Annotated in this window: 21 protein-coding genes; 3 read left to right on the top strand and 18 right to left on the bottom strand. The window is 72.3% G+C overall.

The genetic code is table 11. The features are described from left to right. Positions 1-66 precede the first annotated feature (66 nt). Positions 67-1,509 (bottom strand): UDP-N-acetylglucosamine 1-carboxyvinyltransferase, encoded by a 1,443-nt coding sequence (murA, locus tag ACTMS2_RS14360; RefSeq protein WP_441175769.1) that lies wholly within the window; start codon positions 1,507-1,509, stop codon positions 67-69. On the opposite strand from murA, the gene ACTMS2_RS14355 reads away from it, so the two are divergent. Then, positions 1,508-2,080, top strand: a complete 573-nt coding sequence (locus ACTMS2_RS14355) for a cob(I)yrinic acid a,c-diamide adenosyltransferase (protein ID WP_101412544.1) — start codon at positions 1,508-1,510, stop codon at positions 2,078-2,080. The two genes, murA and ACTMS2_RS14355, sit on opposite strands and share 2 nt — an antisense overlap. 337 nt (positions 2,081-2,417) lie before the next feature. On the opposite strand, the gene ACTMS2_RS14350 is transcribed toward ACTMS2_RS14355, so the two are convergent. The 13 genes from ACTMS2_RS14350 to glyA form a co-directional block, all read right to left on the bottom strand. Further along, a complete protein-coding gene (locus ACTMS2_RS14350) occupies positions 2,418-2,873 on the bottom strand; it encodes a DUF2550 domain-containing protein (protein WP_357714665.1) in 456 nt (151 codons plus the stop codon). A 12-nt stretch (positions 2,874-2,885) separates the two neighbouring features. Then, entirely contained in the window at positions 2,886-3,170 is a 285-nt protein-coding gene (locus ACTMS2_RS14345; RefSeq protein ID WP_088998667.1) for a F0F1 ATP synthase subunit epsilon, read from the bottom strand. A gap of 89 nt (positions 3,171-3,259) precedes the next feature. After that, positions 3,260-4,402, bottom strand: coding sequence for an LCP family protein (locus ACTMS2_RS14340; RefSeq protein WP_441175768.1), 1,143 nt, complete (start codon positions 4,400-4,402; stop codon positions 3,260-3,262). 211 nt (positions 4,403-4,613) lie between these two features. Then, positions 4,614-6,050: a F0F1 ATP synthase subunit beta gene (gene atpD / locus ACTMS2_RS14335; RefSeq protein WP_088998665.1), complete on the bottom strand. Its 1,437-nt coding sequence runs from the start codon at positions 6,048-6,050 to the stop codon at positions 4,614-4,616. After that, a complete protein-coding gene (locus tag ACTMS2_RS14330; protein ID WP_363899208.1) occupies positions 6,050-6,979 on the bottom strand; it encodes a F0F1 ATP synthase subunit gamma in 930 nt (309 codons plus the stop codon). Before ACTMS2_RS14330 ends, atpD begins: the two co-directional genes overlap by 1 nt. A gap of 10 nt (positions 6,980-6,989) precedes the next feature. Beyond that, positions 6,990-8,645 (bottom strand): F0F1 ATP synthase subunit alpha, encoded by a 1,656-nt coding sequence (gene atpA, locus ACTMS2_RS14325; RefSeq protein ID WP_088998663.1) that lies wholly within the window; start codon positions 8,643-8,645, stop codon positions 6,990-6,992. Between the two features lie 93 nt (positions 8,646-8,738). Next, on the bottom strand, positions 8,739-9,560 hold the full coding sequence (locus tag ACTMS2_RS14320) for a F0F1 ATP synthase subunit delta (RefSeq protein ID WP_441175767.1): 822 nt from the start codon (positions 9,558-9,560) through the stop codon (positions 8,739-8,741). Further along, complete coding sequence (locus tag ACTMS2_RS14315; RefSeq protein ID WP_088998661.1) at positions 9,560-10,090, bottom strand: F0F1 ATP synthase subunit B; 531 nt, start codon at positions 10,088-10,090, stop codon at positions 9,560-9,562. Before ACTMS2_RS14315 ends, ACTMS2_RS14320 begins: the two co-directional genes overlap by 1 nt. Positions 10,091-10,121: 31 nt before the next feature. Further along, complete coding sequence (gene atpE, locus ACTMS2_RS14310) at positions 10,122-10,349, bottom strand: ATP synthase F0 subunit C (protein ID WP_088998660.1); 228 nt, start codon at positions 10,347-10,349, stop codon at positions 10,122-10,124. A gap of 93 nt (positions 10,350-10,442) precedes the next feature. Then, positions 10,443-11,264, bottom strand: a complete 822-nt coding sequence (gene atpB, locus ACTMS2_RS14305; RefSeq protein WP_101412550.1) for a F0F1 ATP synthase subunit A — start codon at positions 11,262-11,264, stop codon at positions 10,443-10,445. After that, the gene (locus ACTMS2_RS14300) at positions 11,265-11,486 is read right to left on the bottom strand and encodes a hypothetical protein (RefSeq protein WP_088998658.1); all 222 of its coding nucleotides are present in this window, start codon (positions 11,484-11,486) and stop codon (positions 11,265-11,267) included. 164 nt (positions 11,487-11,650) lie between these two features. Further along, on the bottom strand, positions 11,651-12,082 hold the full coding sequence (locus ACTMS2_RS14295) for a hypothetical protein (RefSeq protein WP_441175766.1): 432 nt from the start codon (positions 12,080-12,082) through the stop codon (positions 11,651-11,653). Next, positions 12,079-13,365, bottom strand: coding sequence for a serine hydroxymethyltransferase (glyA, locus tag ACTMS2_RS14290; RefSeq protein WP_441175765.1), 1,287 nt, complete (start codon positions 13,363-13,365; stop codon positions 12,079-12,081). Before glyA ends, ACTMS2_RS14295 begins: the two co-directional genes overlap by 4 nt. A 35-nt stretch (positions 13,366-13,400) precedes the next feature. Between glyA and ACTMS2_RS14285 the strand changes: the two genes are divergently transcribed. After that, complete coding sequence (locus ACTMS2_RS14285; RefSeq protein ID WP_441175763.1) at positions 13,401-14,891, top strand: SDR family oxidoreductase; 1,491 nt, start codon at positions 13,401-13,403, stop codon at positions 14,889-14,891. A 90-nt stretch (positions 14,892-14,981) separates the two neighbouring features. Here the strand turns inward: ACTMS2_RS14285 and ACTMS2_RS14280 are convergent, their stop codons facing one another. The 4 genes from ACTMS2_RS14280 to prmC form a co-directional block, all read right to left on the bottom strand. After that, positions 14,982-17,096 (bottom strand): transglycosylase domain-containing protein, encoded by a 2,115-nt coding sequence (locus tag ACTMS2_RS14280; RefSeq protein ID WP_441175762.1) that lies wholly within the window; start codon positions 17,094-17,096, stop codon positions 14,982-14,984. Positions 17,097-17,212: 116 nt separating this feature from the next. Further along, entirely contained in the window at positions 17,213-17,824 is a 612-nt protein-coding gene (locus ACTMS2_RS14275; RefSeq protein ID WP_441175761.1) for an arsenate reductase/protein-tyrosine-phosphatase family protein, read from the bottom strand. Next, the gene (locus ACTMS2_RS14270) at positions 17,825-18,469 is read right to left on the bottom strand and encodes an L-threonylcarbamoyladenylate synthase (protein WP_441175795.1); all 645 of its coding nucleotides are present in this window, start codon (positions 18,467-18,469) and stop codon (positions 17,825-17,827) included. After that, positions 18,469-19,446 carry a peptide chain release factor N(5)-glutamine methyltransferase gene (prmC, locus tag ACTMS2_RS14265; RefSeq protein ID WP_441175760.1) on the bottom strand — a complete coding sequence of 326 codons (978 nt, stop codon included), beginning with the start codon at positions 19,444-19,446 and terminating at the stop codon, positions 18,469-18,471. Before prmC ends, ACTMS2_RS14270 begins: the two co-directional genes overlap by 1 nt. Positions 19,447-19,488: 42 nt before the next feature. On the opposite strand from prmC, the gene ACTMS2_RS14260 reads away from it, so the two are divergent. Next, positions 19,489-21,039, top strand: a complete 1,551-nt coding sequence (locus tag ACTMS2_RS14260; protein ID WP_441175794.1) for a GGDEF domain-containing protein — start codon at positions 19,489-19,491, stop codon at positions 21,037-21,039. The last annotated feature ends 15 nt before the right edge of the window (positions 21,040-21,054 follow it).

The following is a 21,054-nucleotide window of genomic DNA, read 5'->3' as shown; positions in this document are numbered from 1 at the left end:
CGTGGCGACGGCCCGGGCGGGCTCCCCCGGCCCTCGCGGCCGGGGTGTCGGGCGGGGCGCGGCGGCTCAGATGGTCAGGTCCGGCTCCTCCGGGGCGGTGCCGCGCTCCACCTCGACGCCCAACGCGCGCAGGTCGGCGGCGAAGTCCGGATAGCCCCGGTCCACGTGGTGCACGTGGGAGACCTCGGTGACCCCCTCGGCGCAGAGCCCGGCGATGATCAGGCCGGCGCCGGCCCGGATGTCGGTGGCGCGGACGGGCGCGCCGGAGAGCACCTCCCGGCCCCGGACCACCGCGTGGTGACCGTCGGTCTTGATGTCCGCGCCCAGCCGCATCATCTCGTTGGCGAACATGAACCGCCCGTCGAAGATGTTCTCGGTGATCAGGGAGGCCCCGTCGCTGACCGCGGCCAACCCGATCGCCATCGGCAGCAGGTCGGTGGCGAAGCCCGGGTACGGCAGCGTGACGACGTCCACCGCCTTCGGGCGGTCGTCCATCCGGATCCGGAACGCGTCGCCCCGGGTCTCCACCAGGCCCCCGGCCGAGACCAGCTTGTCGAGCGCCACCTCCAGGAACGCCGGCTCCACCCCGGTGACGGTGACGTCCCCCCGGGTCATCGCCGCGCCGAACGCCCAGGTGCCCGCCACGATCCGGTCCCCCACCGTGGCGTGCCGCACCGGCCGCAGCCCCGGCACCCCCTCGATGTGCAGCGTGGAGGTGCCGGCGCCGGAGATCCGGGCGCCCATCTGGTTGAGCATGGTGCAGATGTCGACGATCTCCGGCTCCCGGGCCGCGTTCTCGATGAGGCTCGGCCCCCGGGCCAGCACCGCCGCCATGACCAGGTTCTCCGTCGCCCCCACGCTGGGGAAGTCGAGCACGACCTCCGCGCCGTGCAGCCCGTGCGGCGCCGACGCGATCACGAAGCCGTGCTCGCCGGAGATCTCGGCGCCCATCCGGGTCAGCCCGGAGACGTGCATGTCCAGGCCCCGCGAGCCGATGGCGTCCCCGCCCGGGTGGGCCACCCGCACGTACCCCCGGCGGGCCAGCAGGGGGCCCAGCACGCAGATCGAGGCGCGCAGCCGGCGTACGAGGTCGTAGTCCGCCTCGGCACCGGGCTGCTCCGGCACGTCGATGACGACCGACCGGGAGCGGGCCACCCCGTCGTACGCGACCATCGGGTCGACGGGGTCGTCGGCGTCGAAGTGCACGCCGCAGCCGAGCCGGCGGAGCACCTCGCCCATGATCGCGATGTCGGTGATCCGGGGCACGTTGGTGATCACGCTGCGGCCCGGGGCGAGCAGCGCGGCGGCCATCAGCTTCAGTGCCGAGTTCTTGGCGCCGACGACGTGCACCGTGCCGGCCAGGCGCGCGTCGCCGCGTACCCGGATGACGTCGAGATCGCTGACCGCCGGGTCACCGGCGTCGCCGGGCCCCACCCCGGCCGTCCGGACGGCGGTGCCGCCCGGGCGCTCCGGGATCGTCAGTTCCGGTATCCGTAGGCTGTGCGTCATGGCCGTCCACCTCACGCGCATCTACACCAAGGCCGGCGATGCCGGCATGACCAGGCTGAGCAACAACGAGCAGGTGCCGAAGACCGATCCGCGCATCTCCGCGTACGCGGACGTCGACGAGTGCAACGCCGCGATCGGCGTAGCGCTCGCCCTGGGGCAGCTCGACGACGAGCTGCGGGCCGTCCTGGCGTCGATCCAGAACGACATGTTCGACGTGGGCGCCGACCTGGCCACCCCGGTCGAACCCGACCCGAAGTACCCGCCGCTGCGGGTCACCGAGGCGTACGTCGAGCGTCTGGAGGGCTGGTGCGACGAGTACAACGCACGCCTGAGCAAGCTCGACTCCTTCATCCTCCCCGGCGGCACCGCAGGTGCGGCGCTGCTGCACGTGGCGCGGACGGTCGCCCGGCGCGCCGAGCGGGCGGCGTGGGCCCTGGTCGCGCACGACCCTGATCGGACCAGCTCGCTCCCGGCAAAGTATCTCAACCGGCTCTCCGACCTGCTCTTTATCCTGTCAAGAACGGCAAATCCGGACGGAGATGTGCTATGGGTGCCCGGCGGTAACCGCTGACCACCCGTCGCCCGTGCCCACCGGATGTCCCGGTGGGCACGCTGCACCACGTCGAGGTCTGGGTACCCGATCCGGCCGTCACCGTGCGCGGCTGGGAATGGCTGCTCAGCGAGCTGGGCTGGGCGCCGTTCCAGGAGTGGCCGGCGGGCCGCTCCTGGCGGCTCGGCCCGACCTACCTGGTCGTGGAGGAGTCCCCCGCGCTCTCCGGGCGGCGGAACGACCGGCTCGCCCCGGGCCTCAACCACCTGGCCTTCCACGCTGGCCCGCCCGCGGAGGGATCAGGCCTGACCGCCCGGGGCGGGTGGGCTCCCCGGAACCCCCCAAGGACGAGGGGAAGTCAGGCCGCGGGCCAGTCCTGGGAGGCCAGACGCGGCGAGACCGCCCCCGGAGGGGCGGCCTCGAGCCAGGAGAGGAACCCGGTGACGGTGGACCGGGCCATCGCGATCTCCACCGGAGCGTGGTTGCTCGTACAGCGGAGGATGACCCAGTCGGCGGGCATCGAGAGGCGCTCCTGCCCCTCGGGGAGCCGCCGCCGCTCGACGGCCAGCTCCTTGCGGGAGAGCACCCGGGTGGGGCGGATGGCGAAGCTGAACAGCCGGTACCAGCGGAGTTCGTCGCCGACGAAGCGGCCGAAGCCGGGAGACCAGCCTCGGCCGTCGAGCATCGTGGAGGTCCGGACGCCGAGCCGGATGATGCCCCCGCTACGGGTGACGACGGCCCGCCGGGCGAAGAGGATCAGAAGTGCGCCGAGGATGACGGCGACGCCGATTCCGATCCCTTCGACGATCTCCATCGGCGTTTCGGCTCAGTGGCTCTGCGCGGCGGAGACCGGGGTGGCGCTCTCGGCCAGGACGGTGACGCCCTCACCGGTCACCGACAGGAAGCCGCCGGCCACCTCGTAGGAGACCTGCTCACCGCCGGGGAGCTTGATGCGCACCTGGCCGGGCTCGGCAAGCTGGCCGAGCAGGGGCGCGTGCCCCGCCAGCACACCCAGCTCGCCCTCGGTCGTGCGGGCGACGACCATCTCGGCCTCGCCGGACCAGACCTTCTCCTCGACGGCTACGAGCTCGACGTGAAGCTGCTTTGCCACGCTGTCTCCTTGCTGCGGCGGCGGATTGTCAAAAGTCTAGTCGTGCCGCCGACCCGCCCCCAACGCGGGTGGCGAGACCTGCGCCACGCCTACTTGGCCTTGTTCTGGAAGTCGGGGTGCTCGAGCAGGAACGCGTCCAGCTGCCCCTTCTGGAGGGCGGCGAAGAAGTCGTCCACGGCGGGCTGGAACTTCTCGCCCTGGTACTTGCCGTTCTCGACGACCGAGCCGCCCGGCAGCTTGATCATCTGGATGGTCTCCGGGCGGATGTCCTTGAGCGCCAGGCCGAAGTCGACCACGCTGTTGCCCCGGCCGCTGAAGATCAGCGACTGCCCGGCCGCCCGTAGCACCCGGTCCAGCTTGACCGGGTTGGTCACCACGTCGGCACTGAGCGCCTGACCGGCCATGGCCTTGACGAACTGCTGCTGGTGGCGCTGCCGGCCGTAGTCGCCGTCGGGGACACCGTTCTTCGGGTAGCGCTGGCGGACGTAGTCGAGCGCCTGCCAGCCGTTGAGGTGCTGGTTGCCCTTCTTGTAGACCGCCTGCGGGCCGACGTAGCCCTCGCCGTTGGGGTTGCCCTTGCGGTGCTTGCCGTCCGGCTCGCGGTGCTCGGAGCGCACCTCGCGCTCGATGTACATGTCGACGCCGCCCATCGCGTCGACGATCTTCTTGAAGCCGTTGAAGTTGATGATCGCGCCAGCGTCGAAACGCTGGATGCCGGTGACGTTCTGGACGGTGGTGGCCAGCAGCTCGAAGCCGCGCGCGGCGTCCGGGTTGCCGCCGGGCACCCGGCTGCCGTACGACATCGCCGCGTTGAGCTTGTCGGTGCCGCCCCTGAACTCCGCCCGGCTGAACTCGGGGATCTCGACGAGGAGGTCGCGCGGCATCGAGAAGAGGTACGCGCGGTCCATCTCGGCCGGCACGTGCAGCACCATCACCGAGTCGGCCAGCGGCGGCATCTCGGGGTTGCGCGGGTCGATGCCCACCAGCAGGATGTTGAGCGGGCCCTTGATGTCGCTCTTGCGCTCCTTCGCCCCGGCCGCCTGGTCGCCGAAGAGGTCGGCCTTGCCCACGGCCCCCTCGTAGCGGGCCATCAACGCCTCGGCGCCGACCAGCACCGCGCCGCTGAGCAGCATCAGGACGGCACCGAAGACGGTGCACACCCGGGCCCAGCGCGGCACCCCCGACCATCTGGACGGTTTACCGCCGGCCTTGTCGGCCTTACCCACGATCATCTCCGTTCGTCACGCCCACGATCAGGAGACGGGCGCATGCAGCCGATTCGTTGCGATCGACGCCCACGCGGTGAGTGGGCGGATCGACGGTACCTCGCGTGCGACATGATCGCCGAGCACGCGGAACCGGGCACCGGTGATGATAGGGCCCGAAGATGAACGAAAGGCCACCCCGGCGTTGCCGGGGTGGCCTTTCTTCAGGACCGACAGGTCAGCCCTTCATCAGCTCCGCAGCCTTGCGCTCCAGGTCCTCCAGGCCACCGCACATGAAGAAGGCCTGCTCGGGGAAGTGGTCGTACTCGCCCTCGCTGATCTTCTTGAAGGCCTCGATGGTCTCCTGGATCGGGACCGTCGAGCCCGGCACGCCGGTGAACTGCTCCGCCGCGTAGGTGTTCTGCGACAGGAAGCGCTCGATGCGCCGCGCGCGCTGCACGGTGATCTTGTCTTCCTCGGAGAGCTCCTCGATACCGAGGATGGCGATGATGTCCTGCAGGTCCTTGTACTTCTGCAGGATCCGCTTCACCTCGGTCGCCACCGCGAAGTGCTCGGCGCCGACGAACTCCGGGGCGAGGATCCGGGACGAGGACGCCAGCGGGTCCACGGCCGGGTAGATGCCCTTGTCGGAGATCGACCGCTCCAGGTTGGTGGTCGCGTCGAGGTGGGCGAACGTGGTGGCCGGGGCGGGGTCGGTGTAGTCGTCCGCCGGCACGTAGATCGCCTGCATCGAGGTGATGGCCTGGCCCCGGACGGAGGTGATCCGCTCCTGGAGCTCGCCCATCTCGTCGGCCAGGGTCGGCTGGTAACCCACCGCGCTCGGCATGCGGCCGAGCAGGGTGGAGACCTCCGAACCGGCCTGGGTGAAGCGGAAGATGTTGTCGATGAAGAGCAGCACCTCCTGCTTCTTGACGTCGCGGAAGTACTCCGCCATGGTCAGCGCGGAGAGGGCGACCCGCAGCCGGGTGCCCGGCGGCTCGTCCATCTGGCCGTAGACCAGCGCGGTCTTGTCGATGACGCCGGACTCGGTCATCTCGGCGATGAGGTCGTTGCCCTCGCGGGTGCGCTCACCCACGCCGGCGAAGACCGAGGTACCACCGAAGTTCCGGGCGACACGGGTGATCATCTCCTGGATGAGCACCGTCTTGCCGACGCCGGCACCGCCGAACAGGCCGATCTTGCCACCCTTGACGTACGGGGCGAGCAGGTCGATGACCTTGATGCCGGTCTCCAGCATCTCGGTCTTCGGCTCCAGGTCCGCGAAGGCCGGGGCCTTGCGGTGGATGCCCCAGTGGTCGTCGGGCTGGAGCGTCTCGCCCTCGGTCAGGTTGAGGCACTCGCCGATCGCGTTGAACACGTGGCCCTTGACCGTGTCGCCCACCGGAACGGTGATCGGCGAACCGGTGTCGCGCACCTCGGTGCCGCGGACCAGGCCGTCGGTCGGCTGCATCGAGATGGCACGGACCATGTTGTCACCCAGGTGCTGGGCGACCTCCAGGGTCAGCGTCTTCTCGCCGCCCGAGAGCGTCACGTCCACGTGCAGGGCGTTGAACAGGGCCGGCATGGCGTCGCGCGGGAACTCGGCGTCGACGACCGGGCCGATGACCCGGACCACGCGACCCGTGGCCGTCTTGGTCTCTACTGGGGCAGTCATCACACTTCACTTCCCGACGCGGCCAGCGCGTTCGCGCCGCCGACGATCTCGCTGATCTCCTGGGTGATCCCGGCCTGGCGGGCCGAGTTCATCTCACGCGTGTACTTCTCGATCATCTCTTCGGCGTTGTCGGTGGCGCTCTTCATCGCCCGCCGACGGGCCGCCGACTCGCTGGCCGCCGACTCCAGCAACGCCGCGTAGATCCGCGTGTTGATGTACTTCGGCAGCAGCGCGTCGAGCAGCGCCTCCGCGTCCGGCTCGAACTCGTAGGCCGGCAGCGCACCCTCGGCGCGCGGCCGGTCCTCCACCTGCATGGGGCCGATGACCTTGGCGACCGGGGTCTGGGTCATCAGGGAGTGGAACTCGGTGTAGACGATGTGCAGTTCGTCGATGCCGAGCACCCCGTCCGCCCCGGCGCCGCCGTCGACGTCGTCCGCACCGGCGGTGAACGCCTTGATCAGCGTCTCGCCCACCGTGCGGGCGTCGGCGAAGGTCGGCTGCTCCGAGAACCCGGTCCAGTTCGCCTCGATCGGCCGGTCGCGGAACCGGAAGAACCCGACGCCCTTGCGCCCGATGACGTAGAGCACCGGCTCCTTGCCGTCGGCCCGCAGCCGGGCGATCAGCGACTCGGCCATCTTGATGGCGTTGGAGCTGTAACCACCGGCGAGGCCACGGTCGGAGGTGACCAACAGGACGCCCGCCCGCCGCACCTTCGGACGCGGGGTGAGCAGCGGGTGGTCGATCTGCGCGTTGGACGCCAGCGCCGTGAGCACACCGGTGACGGCCTGGGCGTACGGCAGGGACGCCTCCACCCGGGCCTGGGCCTTGGCGATCCGGCTCGTCGCCACGAGCTCCATCGCCTTGGTGATCTTCTTCATCCCCTTCGCCGAGCGGATCCGTTGACGAAGAACGCGTACCTGGGCCGCCATGGATCAGCCCTTACTGGTTCTCGGCCGGGCGGTCGCCCGCGCCGTCCCGGTAGCGGGTCACCGTCTCGCGGTTCTCGTCACCCTCCAGCGGCGAGGCCGGGGCCTCGTTGATCCGCCGCTCGTCCTCCTTGCCGAGGAAGACCTGCTTGAAGTCGGCGATGGCGGAGTCGAGCGAGCCGATGATGTCGTCGTTCCACTGGTGGTCGGCGATGGCGGCCAGCACGCCCTCGTGCTTGTGGCGCAGGTACTGGAGGAACTCCGACTCGAAGCGGCGGATCTCCCCGACCGGGATGTCGTCGAGCTTGCCCTCGGTGCCGGCCCAGACCGAGACGACCTGCTCCTGCACCGGGAACGGCGAGTAGTTCGCCTGCTTGAGCAGCTCGACCAGGCGGGCGCCGCGGTCCAGCTGGGCGCGGGAGGTCTTGTCCAGGTCGGAGGCGAAGGCGGCGAACGCCTCCAGCTCGCGGAACTGGGCCAGGTTGAGCCGCAGCGAACCGGCGACCTTCTTCATCGGCTTCACCTGCGCGGCGCCACCGACCCGGGAGACCGAGGTGCCGACGTTGATGGCCGGCCGGACGCCCTGGTTGAACAGGTCGGTCTCCAGGAAGATCTGGCCGTCGGTGATCGAGATGACGTTGGTCGGGATGAAGGCCGAGATGTCGTTGGCCTTCGTCTCGATGATCGGCAGGCCGGTCATCGAGCCGCCGCCCAGCTCGTCGGAGAGCTTCGCGCAGCGCTCCAGCAGGCGGGAGTGCAGGTAGAAGACGTCACCCGGGTACGCCTCGCGGCCCGGCGGGCGACGCAGCAGCAGGGACACGGCGCGGTACGCCTCGGCCTGCTTGCTCAGGTCGTCGAAGACGATGAGGACGTGCTTGCCGCCGTACATCCAGTGCTGTCCGATGGATGAGCCGGTGTAGGGGGCGAGGTACTTGAAGCCGGCCGGGTCGGAGGCCGGGGAGGCGACGATGGTGGTGTACTCCATCGCGCCCGCCTCCTCCAGGACGCCCTTGATCGAGGCGATCGTGGAGGCCTTCTGGCCGATGGCGACGTAGATGCAGCGGACCTGCTTCTTCGGGTCGCCGGAGCGCCAGTTGTCCCGCTGGTTGAGGATGGTGTCCAGCGCGACCGTGGTCTTGCCGGTCTTCCGGTCGCCGATGATCAGCTGACGCTGACCGCGGCCGATCGGGGTCATGGCGTCGACGGCCTTGAGACCGGTCTGCAGCGGCTCGTCGACGGACTGCCGGGACATCACGTTCGGGGCCTGGAGCTCCAGCTCGCGGAAGCCCTCGTTGGCGATGTCGCCGAGCCCGTCGATCGGCTGGCCGAGCGCGTTGACCACGCGGCCGAGGAAGGCGTCGCCGACCGGCACGGAGAGCACCCGGCCGGTGCGCTTGACGCGCTGGCCCTCTTCGAGCTTGGCGGAGTCACCGAGAACGACGACACCGATCTCCCGGACGTCGAGGTTCAGCGCCACACCCAGGGTGCCGTCCTCGAACTCCAGGAGCTCGTTGGTCATGGTCGAGGGAAGACCCTCGACGTGGGCGATGCCGTCGCCGGTGTCGGCGACGGTGCCGACCTCCTCGCGGGAGAGTTCGGACGAGTAGGAGGAGACGTAGCGCTCCAGGGCGCCGCGGATCTCCTCCGTCGAGATGGTCAGCTCGGCCATCCTCTGCTTCCTTAAGTATCAGGGGCCCGGGATACCTAGTACCGACCGGTCCGAATGGCGTCTATGTCACAGGCACTGGGCGGCGCTGCCGCCTCAGCGCTTCGCGAGCGCGTTGCGGCTCTCGTTGAGGCGGCGCAGGACGGTGCCGTCGTACAGGTCGGAGCCGACCCGCACACTGACGCCACCGAGAACCGAGGGGTCCACCGTCTGCTTGACGGAAACCTCTCGACCGTATATCGCGGAGAGGCTGGCACCCAACCGGCGCTCCTCCTCCTCACTCAACGGGGCCGCGGCGGTCACGTACGCCACCTGCCGGTCCCGCCGCTCGGCGGCCAGCTCGACCAGCCGGCTGAGCGCACCGGAGAGGTTGCGTCCGCCGAACCCGGCGAGCGCGACCCCGACGAGGTAGCCGGTGATCGGCCGGGCCTTGCCGGCGAGCAGCTGGTCGACCAGCGTGGCCCGCCGGACGGCCGGGACGGTCGAGTCGGAGAGCGTGCTGGACAGCTCCGGCGAACCGGCGACGACCTGCCCGAAGCGGAACAGCTCGTCCTCGATCTCGCCCAGTTCGCCCGCGGAGTCGGCGCCGGCCAGGAGAGCGTCGACGCCCAGCCGCTCGGCGGCGTCGAGCAGCTCCGAGGGCGCCGACCAACGGCCGGCGACCAGCGAGGCGATCAGGTCCAGCGCCTCGGCGTCGACCTTGCCGCGCAGCAGCTCGCCGAGCAACCCGGCACGGTCGGCACCGCTGCGGGCCGGGTCGGAGAGCGCCCGGCGCAGCCGCGGCTCGCGCCGCAGCAGGTCGGCGACGGAGAGGATGGCGTCGGCGGTGGTGACCACCGCCGACGGCTCCGCACCGCGGACGTACGCGTCGAGGCGCTCGGCCGCGACCTTGTACGACTCCCGGCTGGCGGCCTGCATCAGCGGGCCCCCGCGCTCTCGAGGTTGCTCAGGAACCGGTCGACGGTGCCCTTGCGACGCGCCTCGTCGGCGAGGGACTCCCCGACGATCTTGCTGGCCAGGTCAACCGCGATCGTGCCGACCTCCGTGCGCAGCTCGCGCACGATGGTGGCGCGCTCGGCGGCGAGCTGCTCCTTGCCGGCGGCGATGATCCGGTCGGACTCCTCCCGCGCCTTGGCGAGGATGTCCTGGCGGATGCCCTCGGCGTCGGCCCGGGCGTCGTCCCGGATCCGGGCTGCCTCGGTGCGCACCTCGGCGAGCTGGGCCCGGTACTGCTCGAGCACCTGGTTGGCCTCGGCCTGAGCGGCCTCGGCCCGCTTGAGCCCGCCCTCGATGGCGTCGACCCGCGCCTGGTACATCGCCTCCATGCGGGGCATGACGAACTTCAGCAGGACGAAGCAGAGCAGGGCGAAGGCGATGGTCCCGACGACCATCTCCTGCCAGATGGGCAGGATCGGGTTGTGCTCCACACCTTCTGCGGCGATGAACATGTCAGACCTCCGGGTCGGGAGAAAGCTCTCGTCAGCCGCCGACGGCGAAGGCGAGCACCAGGCCGAAGAGCGCGAGCGCCTCGACCAGGGCGAAGCCCAGGATCAGCCAGGTGCGGTTGTAGCCGGCGGACTCCGGCTGGCGCGCGCTCGACTGGATGTAGGCCGCGAAGACCAGGGCGACACCGATACCGGGGCCGATGGCGGCGAGGCCGTAGCCGATGGTGTTGACGCTACCGCCGATCTCGGCAAGAACAGTCATTGCGGGTATTCCTCCTGTTCGACGCGTGAGGTCTCACGCGTACGCGGGTCGGTACCAGAAGCTTGGTCGGGCCGGGTGGCCCGCCGAGCCCGATCAGTGCTCGTCGGCGAGCGAACTTCCGATGTAGTTCGCGCTCAGCGTGACGAAGACGTAGGCCTGCAGCACGGCGACCAGCACCTCGAAGAAGGCCATCACGATCGCCATCAGGAAGGAGAAGATCGAGGTCACCTGGATGAACAGGCTGCTCGAGTTGAGCATCACGAAGCCGCCGATGGTGAAGACCAGCAGCAGCAGGTGGCCGGCGAACAGGTTGGCGAAGAGCCGCAGCGCCAGCGTGACGGGCCGGACGATGAACGTCTGCATGAACTCGATCGGGATCAGCAGGATGTGCATGGGCCACGGCACGTTCGGGATGATCAGGCTCATCTTGAGGTACTTGCCGAGGCCGTGCTTGCGGGCGCCGATGTAGAGGTACATCACGTAGGAGATCGCCGCGAGCACGATGGGGAACGCGATGTGCGAGTTCGGCGAGATCTGCAGACCGGGCACGATGGCGAAGAGGTTGGTCAGCACGATGAAGCTGAACAGCACCGTGAAGTAGGGCGCGAAGCGGATGCCCGCGTTGCCCATCTGCTCACGGGCGATGTTGTCCCGGACCAGGCCGTAGACCGACTCCGCGTACCACTGGGCCTTGCCGGGGACCAGCTTGGGCTTCCGGTAGGCGAGCATGAAGAAGACGATCAGCAGCGCGACCGCGAGCCAGACCATGATCCCGAACTTGGTGACCCAGGGGCCAGCCACGTCCGGCGGGTAGAAATCTCCGACGCTGGGGGGCCAGGGAAGCCCCTCGGCGGCGACGAGCTGTCCACTCACCGTGTCATCCTCCGCACTCGACAGACCCGGGCGTGCTGGCACTCAAGCACTGAGCCTCTTCATGATCAGGTAAATCGCTCCGGCCGCGCCGAAGATCATGCCGAGGGCGACCCCGACGCCGGTTCGCAGATCGAGAAGTCGCTCCGCCAACCACCCGAGGAAGCCCCACACCACGATGCCGGCGAGTAGGTAGCCCAGAACGGCCCCTGCCGCGCCTTCCGACGAAGGGTCGTCGGACCTGCGGGGGTGTGGGTCTTCGGCCATGACGTGGCGAACAATATCAGCAGGCACGCGCGGGAGTGTGCGGCACCCCCCACACTGCGGACAGCGTGCGGGCCGTGGTGCGGGCGCGAAAGTCGTTGGTCAGGTTACTCCCGTGCGGCCCGCCGTGGCAGCCCGAAATGCCGGACACAGATCCGACAGAACGCTCACTCACCGCTTCGCTCGAATGTGGGCAGCGGCGAGCGCAGGGCCCAGGTCAGGTGGGCGCCCGTCCAGACCACCACGGCCGCGATGATCGCCACCCCCATGTCCGGCAGGCCGGGCCAGCCGGTGGCCGCCACGGCGGCCATCGCCACCCCGAGCACCACGATCTTCGTGGCGTAGGTGACCAGCCCCACCGACATGATCATCCGCGGATTGACGGCGTCGGCCCAGGCCACCGAGACGCCGGAGACCAGGTAGCTGACGACGACCAGCGCGATCCCGGCGGCCACGCCGGCCGCGCCGGTGCCGCCGCGCAGCACCGCCGCGGTCGGCACCGCGACCAGCGCGAGCACCGCGCAGGCCAGCAGCGGCAGGCGAAGGTGCGGCAGCCGGGCCCGGATGGCGCCGGGCTCGCCCGCGCGCGGCTCGCTCATCGGGGGTACGCCGGGAAGGCGGCGACCAGCCCGGCGACCTCGCCGGCGATCCCGGCGAGGGTGTCGATCCCGCCCGGGGCGGCGGGATCGGTGCGTACGGCGCGGGCGATCAGCGAGGCGACCTGGCGCATCTCCGGCTCGCGCATGCCCTGGGTGGTGACGCTCGGGGTGCCCACGCGGATGCCCGAGGCGACCATCGGCTTCTGCGGGTCGTACGGGATCGCGTTCTTGTTGAGGGTGATGGTGGCGGCGTCGCAGCGCGCCTCGGCGTCGGCGCCGGTGACCCCGACCTCGCGCAGGTCCACCAGGGTGAGGTGGGTGTCGGTGCCCCCGGAGACCGGACGCATCCCCTCGTCGGCCAGCCCGGCGGCCAGCGCCCGGGCGTTGGCCACCACCCGCTCGGCGTAGGCCCGGAACTCGGGCTGGGCGGCCTCGCGCAGCGCGACCGCCTTCGCGGCCACCGCGTGCATCAGCGGGCCGCCCTGGGTGAACGGGAAGACCGCCTTGTCGATGCGCTGGGCCAGCGACTCCCGGCAGAGGATCATGCCGCCGCGCGGCCCGCGCAGCACCTTGTGCGTGGTGGCGCAGACGACGTCGGCGTGCGGCACCGGCGACGGTACGGCCTGCCCGGCGACCAGCCCGATGAAGTGCGCGGCGTCGACCATCAGGTACGCCCCGACCTCGTCGGCGATCTCGCGGAACCGCGCGAAGTCGATCAGGCGCGGGTACGCCGTCGCGCCACAAATGATCATTTTGGGACGGTGGGCCCGGGCGAGGTCCCGCACCTCGTCGTAGTCGATCAGCTCGGTGTCCGGCCGGACGGTGTAGCCGACGGTGTGGAACCACTTGCCGGAGAAGTTCACCCGGCTGCCGTGGGTCAGGTGGCCGCCGTGCGGCAGGTCCATGGCGAGCACCGTGTCCCCCGGCTGGACCAGCGCCGCGTACGCGGCCAGGTTGGCGCTCGCCCCGGAGTGCGGCTGGAGGTTGGCGTGCTCGGCGCCGAAGAGCTCCTTCGCCCGCGCGATCCCGATCTCCTCGGCCCGGTCGACCTCGGCGCAGCCGCCGTAGTAGCGCCGGCCCGGGTAGCCCTCGGCGTACTTGTTGGTCAGGGTGGAGCCGAGCGCGGCCAGCACGGCCGGCGAGGTGAGGTTCTCGCTGGCGATCAGTTGCAGGCCGCCCCGGAGCCGGTCCAGCTCGCCGAGCACCACCCCGGCGATCTCCGGGTCGGTCGTGCGGAGCTGGTCGAAGTCCGGCCCCCAGAAGGTGCTCGTCTCAGTAGCCACAGCGCCAGAGTCTATTGGGCCGCACACTGGAGACCGTGAGATGCCTGGTCACGGGAGCGACGGGTTACATCGGCGGGCGGCTGGCGCCCCGGCTGCTGGCCGAGGGGCACGCGGTGCGTTGCCTGGCCCGCAAGGCGGGACGGCTGCGGGACGTGCCGTGGGCGGCGCAGACGGAGATCGCCGAGGGCGACCTGCGCAGGCCGGAGACGCTGCCCGCCGCGTTCGCGGGCGTGGACGTCGCGTACTACCTGGTGCACTCGCTCGGCCAGGCCGGCTTCGAGGCCGCCGACCGCGAGGCCGCCACCGGGTTCGCCGAGGCAGCGCGCGCCGCGGGCGTACGCCGGATCGTCTACCTGGGCGGGCCGGAGCCGGCGGCGGACCGGGAGGTCCCGTCGGCGCACCTGCGCTCGCGGGCCGAGGTGGGGCGGATCCTGCTCGACAGCGGGGTGCCGACGGCGGTGCTGCGGGCCGCGGTGATCATCGGCTCGGGGTCGGCCTCGTTCGAGATGCTGCGCTACCTGACCGAACGGCTGCCGGCCATGGTCACCCCGCGCTGGGTCCGCAACCGGATCCAGCCGATCGCCGTCCGCGACGTGCTGCGCTACCTGGCCGGCTGCACCGACCTGCCGCCGGAGGTCAACCGCGCCTTCGACATCGGCGGACCGGACATCCTCACCTTCCAGGACATGATGCAGCGGTACGCGCGGGTGGCCGGGCTGCGCCGGCGCGTCATCGTGCCGGTGCGACCGCTGACGCCGTCGCTCTCCTCGCACTGGGTCGGGCTCATCACCCCGGTGCCGAACGCCATCGCCCGGCCGTTGGTGGAGAGCCTGGTCCACGAGGCCGTCGCCCACGAGCACGACATCGCGCGGTACGTGCCGGACCCGCCCGAGGGGCTGACCAGCTTCGACCAGGCGGTCGCGCTGGCCCTGTCGAAGGTGCGCGACGGCGAGGTGGAGACCCGGTGGTCGACAGCGAGCGGGCCCGACGCGCCGGCCGAGCCGCTGCCCAGCGACCCGGAGTGGTCCGGCGGCACCGCCTACACCGACGTCCGCGAACGGGCGGTACACGCCCCGCCGGAGGACCTGTGGCGGGTCATCGAGGGCGTCGGCGGCGAGCACGGCTGGTACTCGTTCCCGCTGGCCTGGACGGTCCGGGGCTGGCTGGACCGGCTGATCGGCGGCGTGGGGCTGCGCCGTGGCCGGCGCGACCCGCACCGCCTCCAGGTCGGCGAGGCGCTGGACTTCTGGCGGGTGGAGGAGATCGTTCCCGGCGAGCTGCTGCGGCTGCGCGCCGAGATGCGGCTGCCGGGCCGGGCCTGGCTGGAGATGCGCGTGCTCCCCGGCGACGACGGCGGCAGCCGCTACCAGCAGCGGGCCGTGTTCCTGCCGCGCGGGCTGCCCGGGCACGCCTACTGGGGATCCGTCGCGCCCTTCCACGCGGTGGTCTTCGGCGGGATGGCCCGCAACATCGCGCGCCAGGCGGAGCAGGAGGCCCACCCGCCCGCCGCCTTCCTGCGCCGCTGAGGCGGCCCCCGCGCCGGATCTGGGCCGCCCGCCGGGGCGCCCGGCTCGACAGCCGCACCCGCCGGGGCGGGCACGGCTGCGCGGGCGGGCTCAGTTGCCGGCGCGGGCGCCGGTGAGCTGGAAGGCGGTCGCCTCACTGGGCGGCACGAAGTCGCGCACCGGCTCGTCGCGCAGCGCGAAGGAGAGCACCTCCCCCACCGCCTCGACCAGCTGCCTCTGCACCCGCTGGCCGACCGCGTCGCCCGGGTCGTCGGGGTTGGCGGCGATCGAGGCGACCGCGAGCTGCGGGGTGAAGGCGACCACGGTCTCCGTCGCGTACCCGTCCGAGCTGCCCGTCTTGCCCGCCACCGGCCGTCCGAGCTGCCGGTGCAGCCCCTCGGCGGTACCGCGGTCGCACTCCCGGTACATCGACTGGTCGCCGACCGGGCAGCGGGCCGCGTCGGCCGCCGCCCGGGCCACGTCCACGTCGACCGCCCGGCGGCAGTCCGGCTGCGCGGCGGCCACCGGCCGGCCGGCGGCGTCGGCGATCGAGACGACCGGCAGCGGCGCGCACCACGAGCCCTCGGCCGCCACCGCCGCGTACGCGCCGGCCAGGTCGAGCGGGGTGGTGGCGGAGACGCCGAGGGTGAACGGTCCCCACTCGCGCGCCCCGTGGCGGGCCAGCCGCGCGTCGTCCTCGGAGCGGAAGACGATGCCGAGCCGCTCGGCCATCTCCACCACCCGGTCCGCGCCGACCCGCTCGGTCAGCCAGGCGAAGTAGGTGTTGACCGACTCGCCGAAGGCGGTCCACATGGTGTGCCGGCCGTCCATCGAGGCGCTGGCGTTGCGCGGGCACCAGTACCCGTCGCAGCTCGCCGTCGCCTCGGTCACCGAGTAGTCCGTCACGATCCGCGCCGGCGCGTCGAACTCCGTGCTCAGCGGCAGCCCGGCCTCCAGCGCGGCCAGCATCGTGAAGAGCTTGAACGTGGACCCGGCCTGGTAGCCCTCGATCGCCCCGCCCCCGGCGACCAGCTGGTTGACCGTGTTCGGGTGGTTCTTCTGCCCGGCCGGGTTGGCGGCCACGCCGTAGTTCCGGTTCACCGCCATCGCGAGCACCCGGCCCGTGCCGGGCTGGACCACCGCCGTCGGCGCCGCCCGGCGGTCGTCCACCGGATAGACCCGGCGGACCTGCTCGGTGGTGGCCCGCTGCACCGCCGGGTCGAGCGAGGAGACGATGGAGAAGCCGCCCCGGCGCAGCGTGAGCTGCCGCTCGTCGACCGTCGCGCCGAACGCCGGCTGCGCGTTCCACCAGCGGGTGAACCAGTCGCAGAAGAAGCCCCAGTCGTTGTGCTCGGCCGGCACCGCCGTGCAGTCGTTCGGCGTCTGGCTGGGCCGCAGCTTCAACTGCTCGGCCTCGGCCAGGGCCGCCGCCTCGGCCGGCACCTGCCCGGACTCCACCAGCCGGTCGAGCACGTACGCCCGGCGGGCGAGTGCCGCGTCCGCGTCGCCGTTGATCGGGTCGTCGGTGTGCGGGGAGCGGACCAGGCCCGCCAGCAGCGCCGCCTCGGCCAGGGTCAGCTCCGCCGGCGGCTTGGAGAAGTAGCGCCGGCTCGCGGCGGCCACCCCGTACGCGCCCGCGCCGAAGTAGGCGATGTTGAGGTAGCGGGTGAGGATCTCGTCCTTGGACAGCTCCCGTTCCAGGGCCAACGCGTACCGCATCTCCTGGATCTTGCGGGCAGTGGTCAGCTCGCTGGCGGCGGCGCGCTGCCGCTCGCTGAGCCGGGGGTCGTTGCTGAGCACGTTGCGGACGTACTGCATGGTCAGCGTGGACGCACCCTGCCTCGTCGTGCCGTCGCGCTGGTTGACCGCGAAGGCCCGCACCACGCCGCGCAGGTCGACGCCGCGGTGCTCGTGGAACCGGGTGTCCTCGGCGGCGATGATCGCCTGCCGCATCACCGGCGCCACCTCGGCCAGCGGCACGTCCACCCGGTCCTCCTGGTAGAAGGAGGTGATCAGGGTGGTGCCGTCGTTGGCGTAGAGGTTGGAGCGCTGGGGCGTGGGCGGCGTGCGCAGCGTGTTCGGTAGCTCCGAGTACGGCGCGGCGAGCGCCGAGAACCCGATCCCGAAGACCAGCGCGGCCGGGAGGGCCGCCACCGCGAGCGCCAGCCCGGCCAGCACGCCGGCGATCAGCACGGTGAACAGTTTGTCGAGGCGTGCCCGGGTCATCAGCTCTCCCCGCAGGAGCCGGTCAGGACCCACCCAGAATGACCCGAATGACCCTCTTGACCGCGCCTTTCCCCCAAACCCGCAGGAAACTCACGCGCGGGGGTACCTCGGGCGGGTTACGGCAGGAGCGCGGCCGCGAGGGGGTGGACGGTCTCCTCGATCTCGTCGGCGACCCGGCTGAAGCACTGGTCGCCGCGACCCCACGGATCGTCGAGATCGTCGGTGGGCAGCGCCGTGGCGCCCAGGCGGGCGGCGTGCGCGGCCGCCACCAGGGCCACGCCCCGCGCGTACACCCCGTCGGGGGTCGCCTCGGCCGCCGGCAGCCCGGCGGCGTCCACCCCCGCGAGCAGCCGGCCGAACTCGCCCAGCACGAACGTGCGGGACGCGGCGTCGGGACGCAACGCCACCACGTAGTCCTGCTGGTCGGCGGTGGCCGTGAGGACGAGGTCGGCGGCGTCGATGTGGTCCGACCGCAGCTTGCGCGCGGCGAAGCCGGCGACGCTGCCGCCCCGGGCGGTCACCTGGCGCGACGCCGGCGGGTTCATCTCCTCGCCGGCGTGCCAGCCGCCGGTGCCGGCGCTGTGGCTGTGCAGCAGCTCGTCGGCGCGCTCCGGATCGACCTCGCGGCGGGCCAGCCGTTCCCGCACGGCGAGGGCCAGCAGGCGCTCGGCCATCGGCGACCGGCAGATGTTGCCCATGCACACGTGCAGCACGGTGAACGGAGGCACTCAGACCCCCTGGCCGGCGAGGATGTCGGGCACCACGTCGCGGAGCTTCTCGATCGGGACGGCGCCCTGCCGCAGCACCTGCGGCACCTCGCCGGTGAGGTCGACGATCGTGCTCGGCACCGGGTCCGGACAGGGCCCGGCCTCCAGGTAGGCCCGCACCGAGTAGGCGAGCTGGTCACGGGCCTCCTCGGCGGTGAGGGCCGCCGGCTGGCCGGTCTTGTTGGCCGAGGCGACCGCCATCGGGCCGGTCTCGCGCAGCACCTCCAGCGCCACCGGGTGCAGCGGCATCCGCACCGCCACCGTCCCCGAGGAGTCGCCGAGATCCCAGCGCAGGCTGGGCGAGTGCGTCACGATGATGGTCAACGCCCCCGGCCAGAACGCCTCGACGAGATCCCGGGCCGCCTGGGGCAGCGAATAGACCAGGCCGTCGAGGGTGTGCCGGGAGCCGATCAGCACGGGCGGCGGCACCTGACGGCCGCCCTTGGCGTCCAGCAGGGCCTTGACCGCGTACGGGGTGAACGCGTCCGCGCCGATCCCGTAGACCGTGTCGGTCGGCAGGACGACCAGCTCGCCGTTCTTGACCGCCTCGATGGCAGCGGCGATGCCGCGGTCCCGGTCGGCGGGCGACCGGCAGTCGTAGAGCATCACGAGGAGTCAGTCTGCCACGTCGCCCCGGCGGCGGCGTGCTGGCCGTCCGCCCGGCGGGACGCGGTCGCGAAGCGGGGCCGCCCGGTCAGGTCCGGGTGGCCGGCGACCGCCTCGAACCGGCCGTCCGCCGCGAGCAGGTCGGGCACCGCCGTGCCGTGCGTGTCGTCGTGCTCCACGCCGAGCACCCCGCCCGGGCGCAGCAGCGCCGCCGCCCGGGCGATCACCGGACGGATCACCGCGAGGCCGTCCGCGCCGCCGAAGACCGCGCTCGCCGGGTCGTGCCGGCCCACCTCCGGGGGTACGGCGACGTCCGACGGCACGTACGGCGGGTTGCACAGCAGCACGTCGACCCGGCCCACCAGGTCGGCGAGCAGGTCGGCGGCGGTGACGTCCGCCGCCACCACCTCGATCGGCCGGTCCCCGGCGGCCGCCCGGGCCGCCGCGTTGCGCCGCAGCCAGGGCAGCGCCGCCGTCGACCGTTCCACCGCCACCACCCGGGCCGCCGGCAGCTCCTGGGCGACCGAGAGGGCGATCGCCCCCGAGCCGCTGCACAGGTCCACCACCAGCCCGGCGCCGAGGCGTCGGCCCTGCGCGATCCCCCAGCCGGCGAGCAGCTCGGTCTCCGGCCGGGGCACGAAGACGCCCGGCCCGACGGCCAGCTCCAGGTGCCGGAAGCCGGCGCTGCCCGTGAGGTGCTGCAACGGCTCCCGCCCGGCCCGCCGCGCGACCAGCTCGTCGAACCGGTCGAGCTGGTCGGCGGTGAGGTCGTCGGCCAGCGCCAGGCGCCCCCGGGGCACCCCGAGCACGTACGCCGCCAACTGCTCCGCCTCGGCCCTCGCCGAGGCGATCCCGGCGTCGGCGAGGGCGCGGCACGCCCGGGCCAACGCCACGGAAGGGCGCTGCCGTCTCGTCCCTTCGGACGGGTGTTGCGGCACGGTGGTCACGAGATAATCATGGGGCGTCGCGCTGGACATCACGAGCGGATGCGTCCGGACGCACACCGACAGGAGGTCGCGGTGGGTTGGCTCGACCGGGTCACCGACCAGGTTGACGCCCTGACGCGGGCGCGGACCCTCCAGGAGTCCAGCCGCTCCGCCGAGGCGTACGCGATCCTCGACCGGGTCATCACCACCACCACCGACCCGTACGCACGGGCCGACGCCCTGGTGCAGCGCCTCTCCGCGGTGATCAACCTGGGGCGCACGGCGGAGTACACCCGGGCCGTCGAGGAGGCCTCCACCGCCGTCCGCGACCTCGCCGAGCCCTACCTGCTCGGGCACCTCAACGCGCTGGCCGCCCTCGCCGCGCACCACCAGGGCGCGCCGGACCGCTGCGTCACCCACCTCGTGAAGGCGGCGCGGGCGCTGGGCGCCGTGGCGGACCCCGACCGGGACACCGCGTGGGGCTGGCACGACCTGGCGATGGCCTACTCGTACCTCAGCTTCCACGGCTACGCCCTCGGCGCCATCGAACGGGCCCGGCAGCTCGGCGGCGCCGCCGAGATCCCCGAGGAGACCTTCGCCGCCCCCGGCATCCGGCTGCGCAACGCCGTGGCGCTGGACCACAACGGCGACAGCGACGGCTGCCTGCGGGTGCTGCGCGACGTCGCGGCCGACCTCGACCGGTTCCTGCGCAGCGGTCGGGCCGGGAAGCTGCGCCCGAGCAGCCTGGCCGCGTACGGCTACGCCGCCGCCCGGCGGGCGGCCCTCGGCGACCGGTTGGACGCCGACACGGACGCCGCCCCGTCCCGGCTGCTCGGCCACGGCGGCGACAGCGCCCGCGCCCGTGACATGCGCCAGCTCGGCCAGGTCTGCCTGGCCGTCGCCGAGGGGCGGCCGATCGAGGCCGTCACCCGGCTGGACACCGTCCAGGTCTCCATCGAGACGCTGGGCGCGGCCGAGCCGGCCCGCCTGCGCAGCATCGCCCTCGCCCGCGCCGGCGACCACGCCGGGGCGCACCGGGCCGACCGGCTGGCGTTCCGGCTGGCCGCCCAGCGCAACGACCGGCTCCGGGACGTCTACATCGACGGCATCGCCGCCCGCATCGACCACGAGGAGATGCGCCGCGAGGCGGCCCGCTTCGAGGGCGAGGCGTTGACCGACCCGCTGACCGGGCTGCCCAACCGGCGGCGGCTGGAGCGCTACATCGCCACCGTGGTCTCCCACGGCGACCGGGTGGTGATCGGCGTCTGCGACCTGGACGGCTTCAAGGCCGTCAACACCCGGCACGGGCACCACTCGGGCGACCTGGTGCTCCAGCGCATCGCCGGGGTGATCAACCGGGTGATGCGCCGGGGCGACTTCGTGGCCCGCTACGGCGGGGACGAGTTCGTGGTGGTGCTGCCCGGCGCCGGGATGGCCGAGGCGGCCGAGGTGGGCCGCCGCATCGACGCCGCGGTACGCACGGAGGACTGGGAGTCGCTGGTGCCCGGCACCCCGGTCGGCGTCAGCGTCGGCTTCGCCGAGGTGGGCGCCACCGGCCCGGGCCTGCGCGACGCCCTCGGCACCGCGTTCGAGGCCGCCGACCGCGCGATGCTGGCGGCGAAGACCCGCCCCCGCGCCTCCTGACCGCGCGCCGGCGGC

This window comes from Micromonospora sp. SD12, assembly GCF_052068495.1.
GTDB lineage: Bacteria > Actinomycetota > Actinomycetes > Mycobacteriales > Micromonosporaceae > Micromonospora > Micromonospora echinofusca.
Note: the sequence above shows the minus strand (reverse complement) of the source record. Positions and strands in the feature narration are given on the sequence as shown.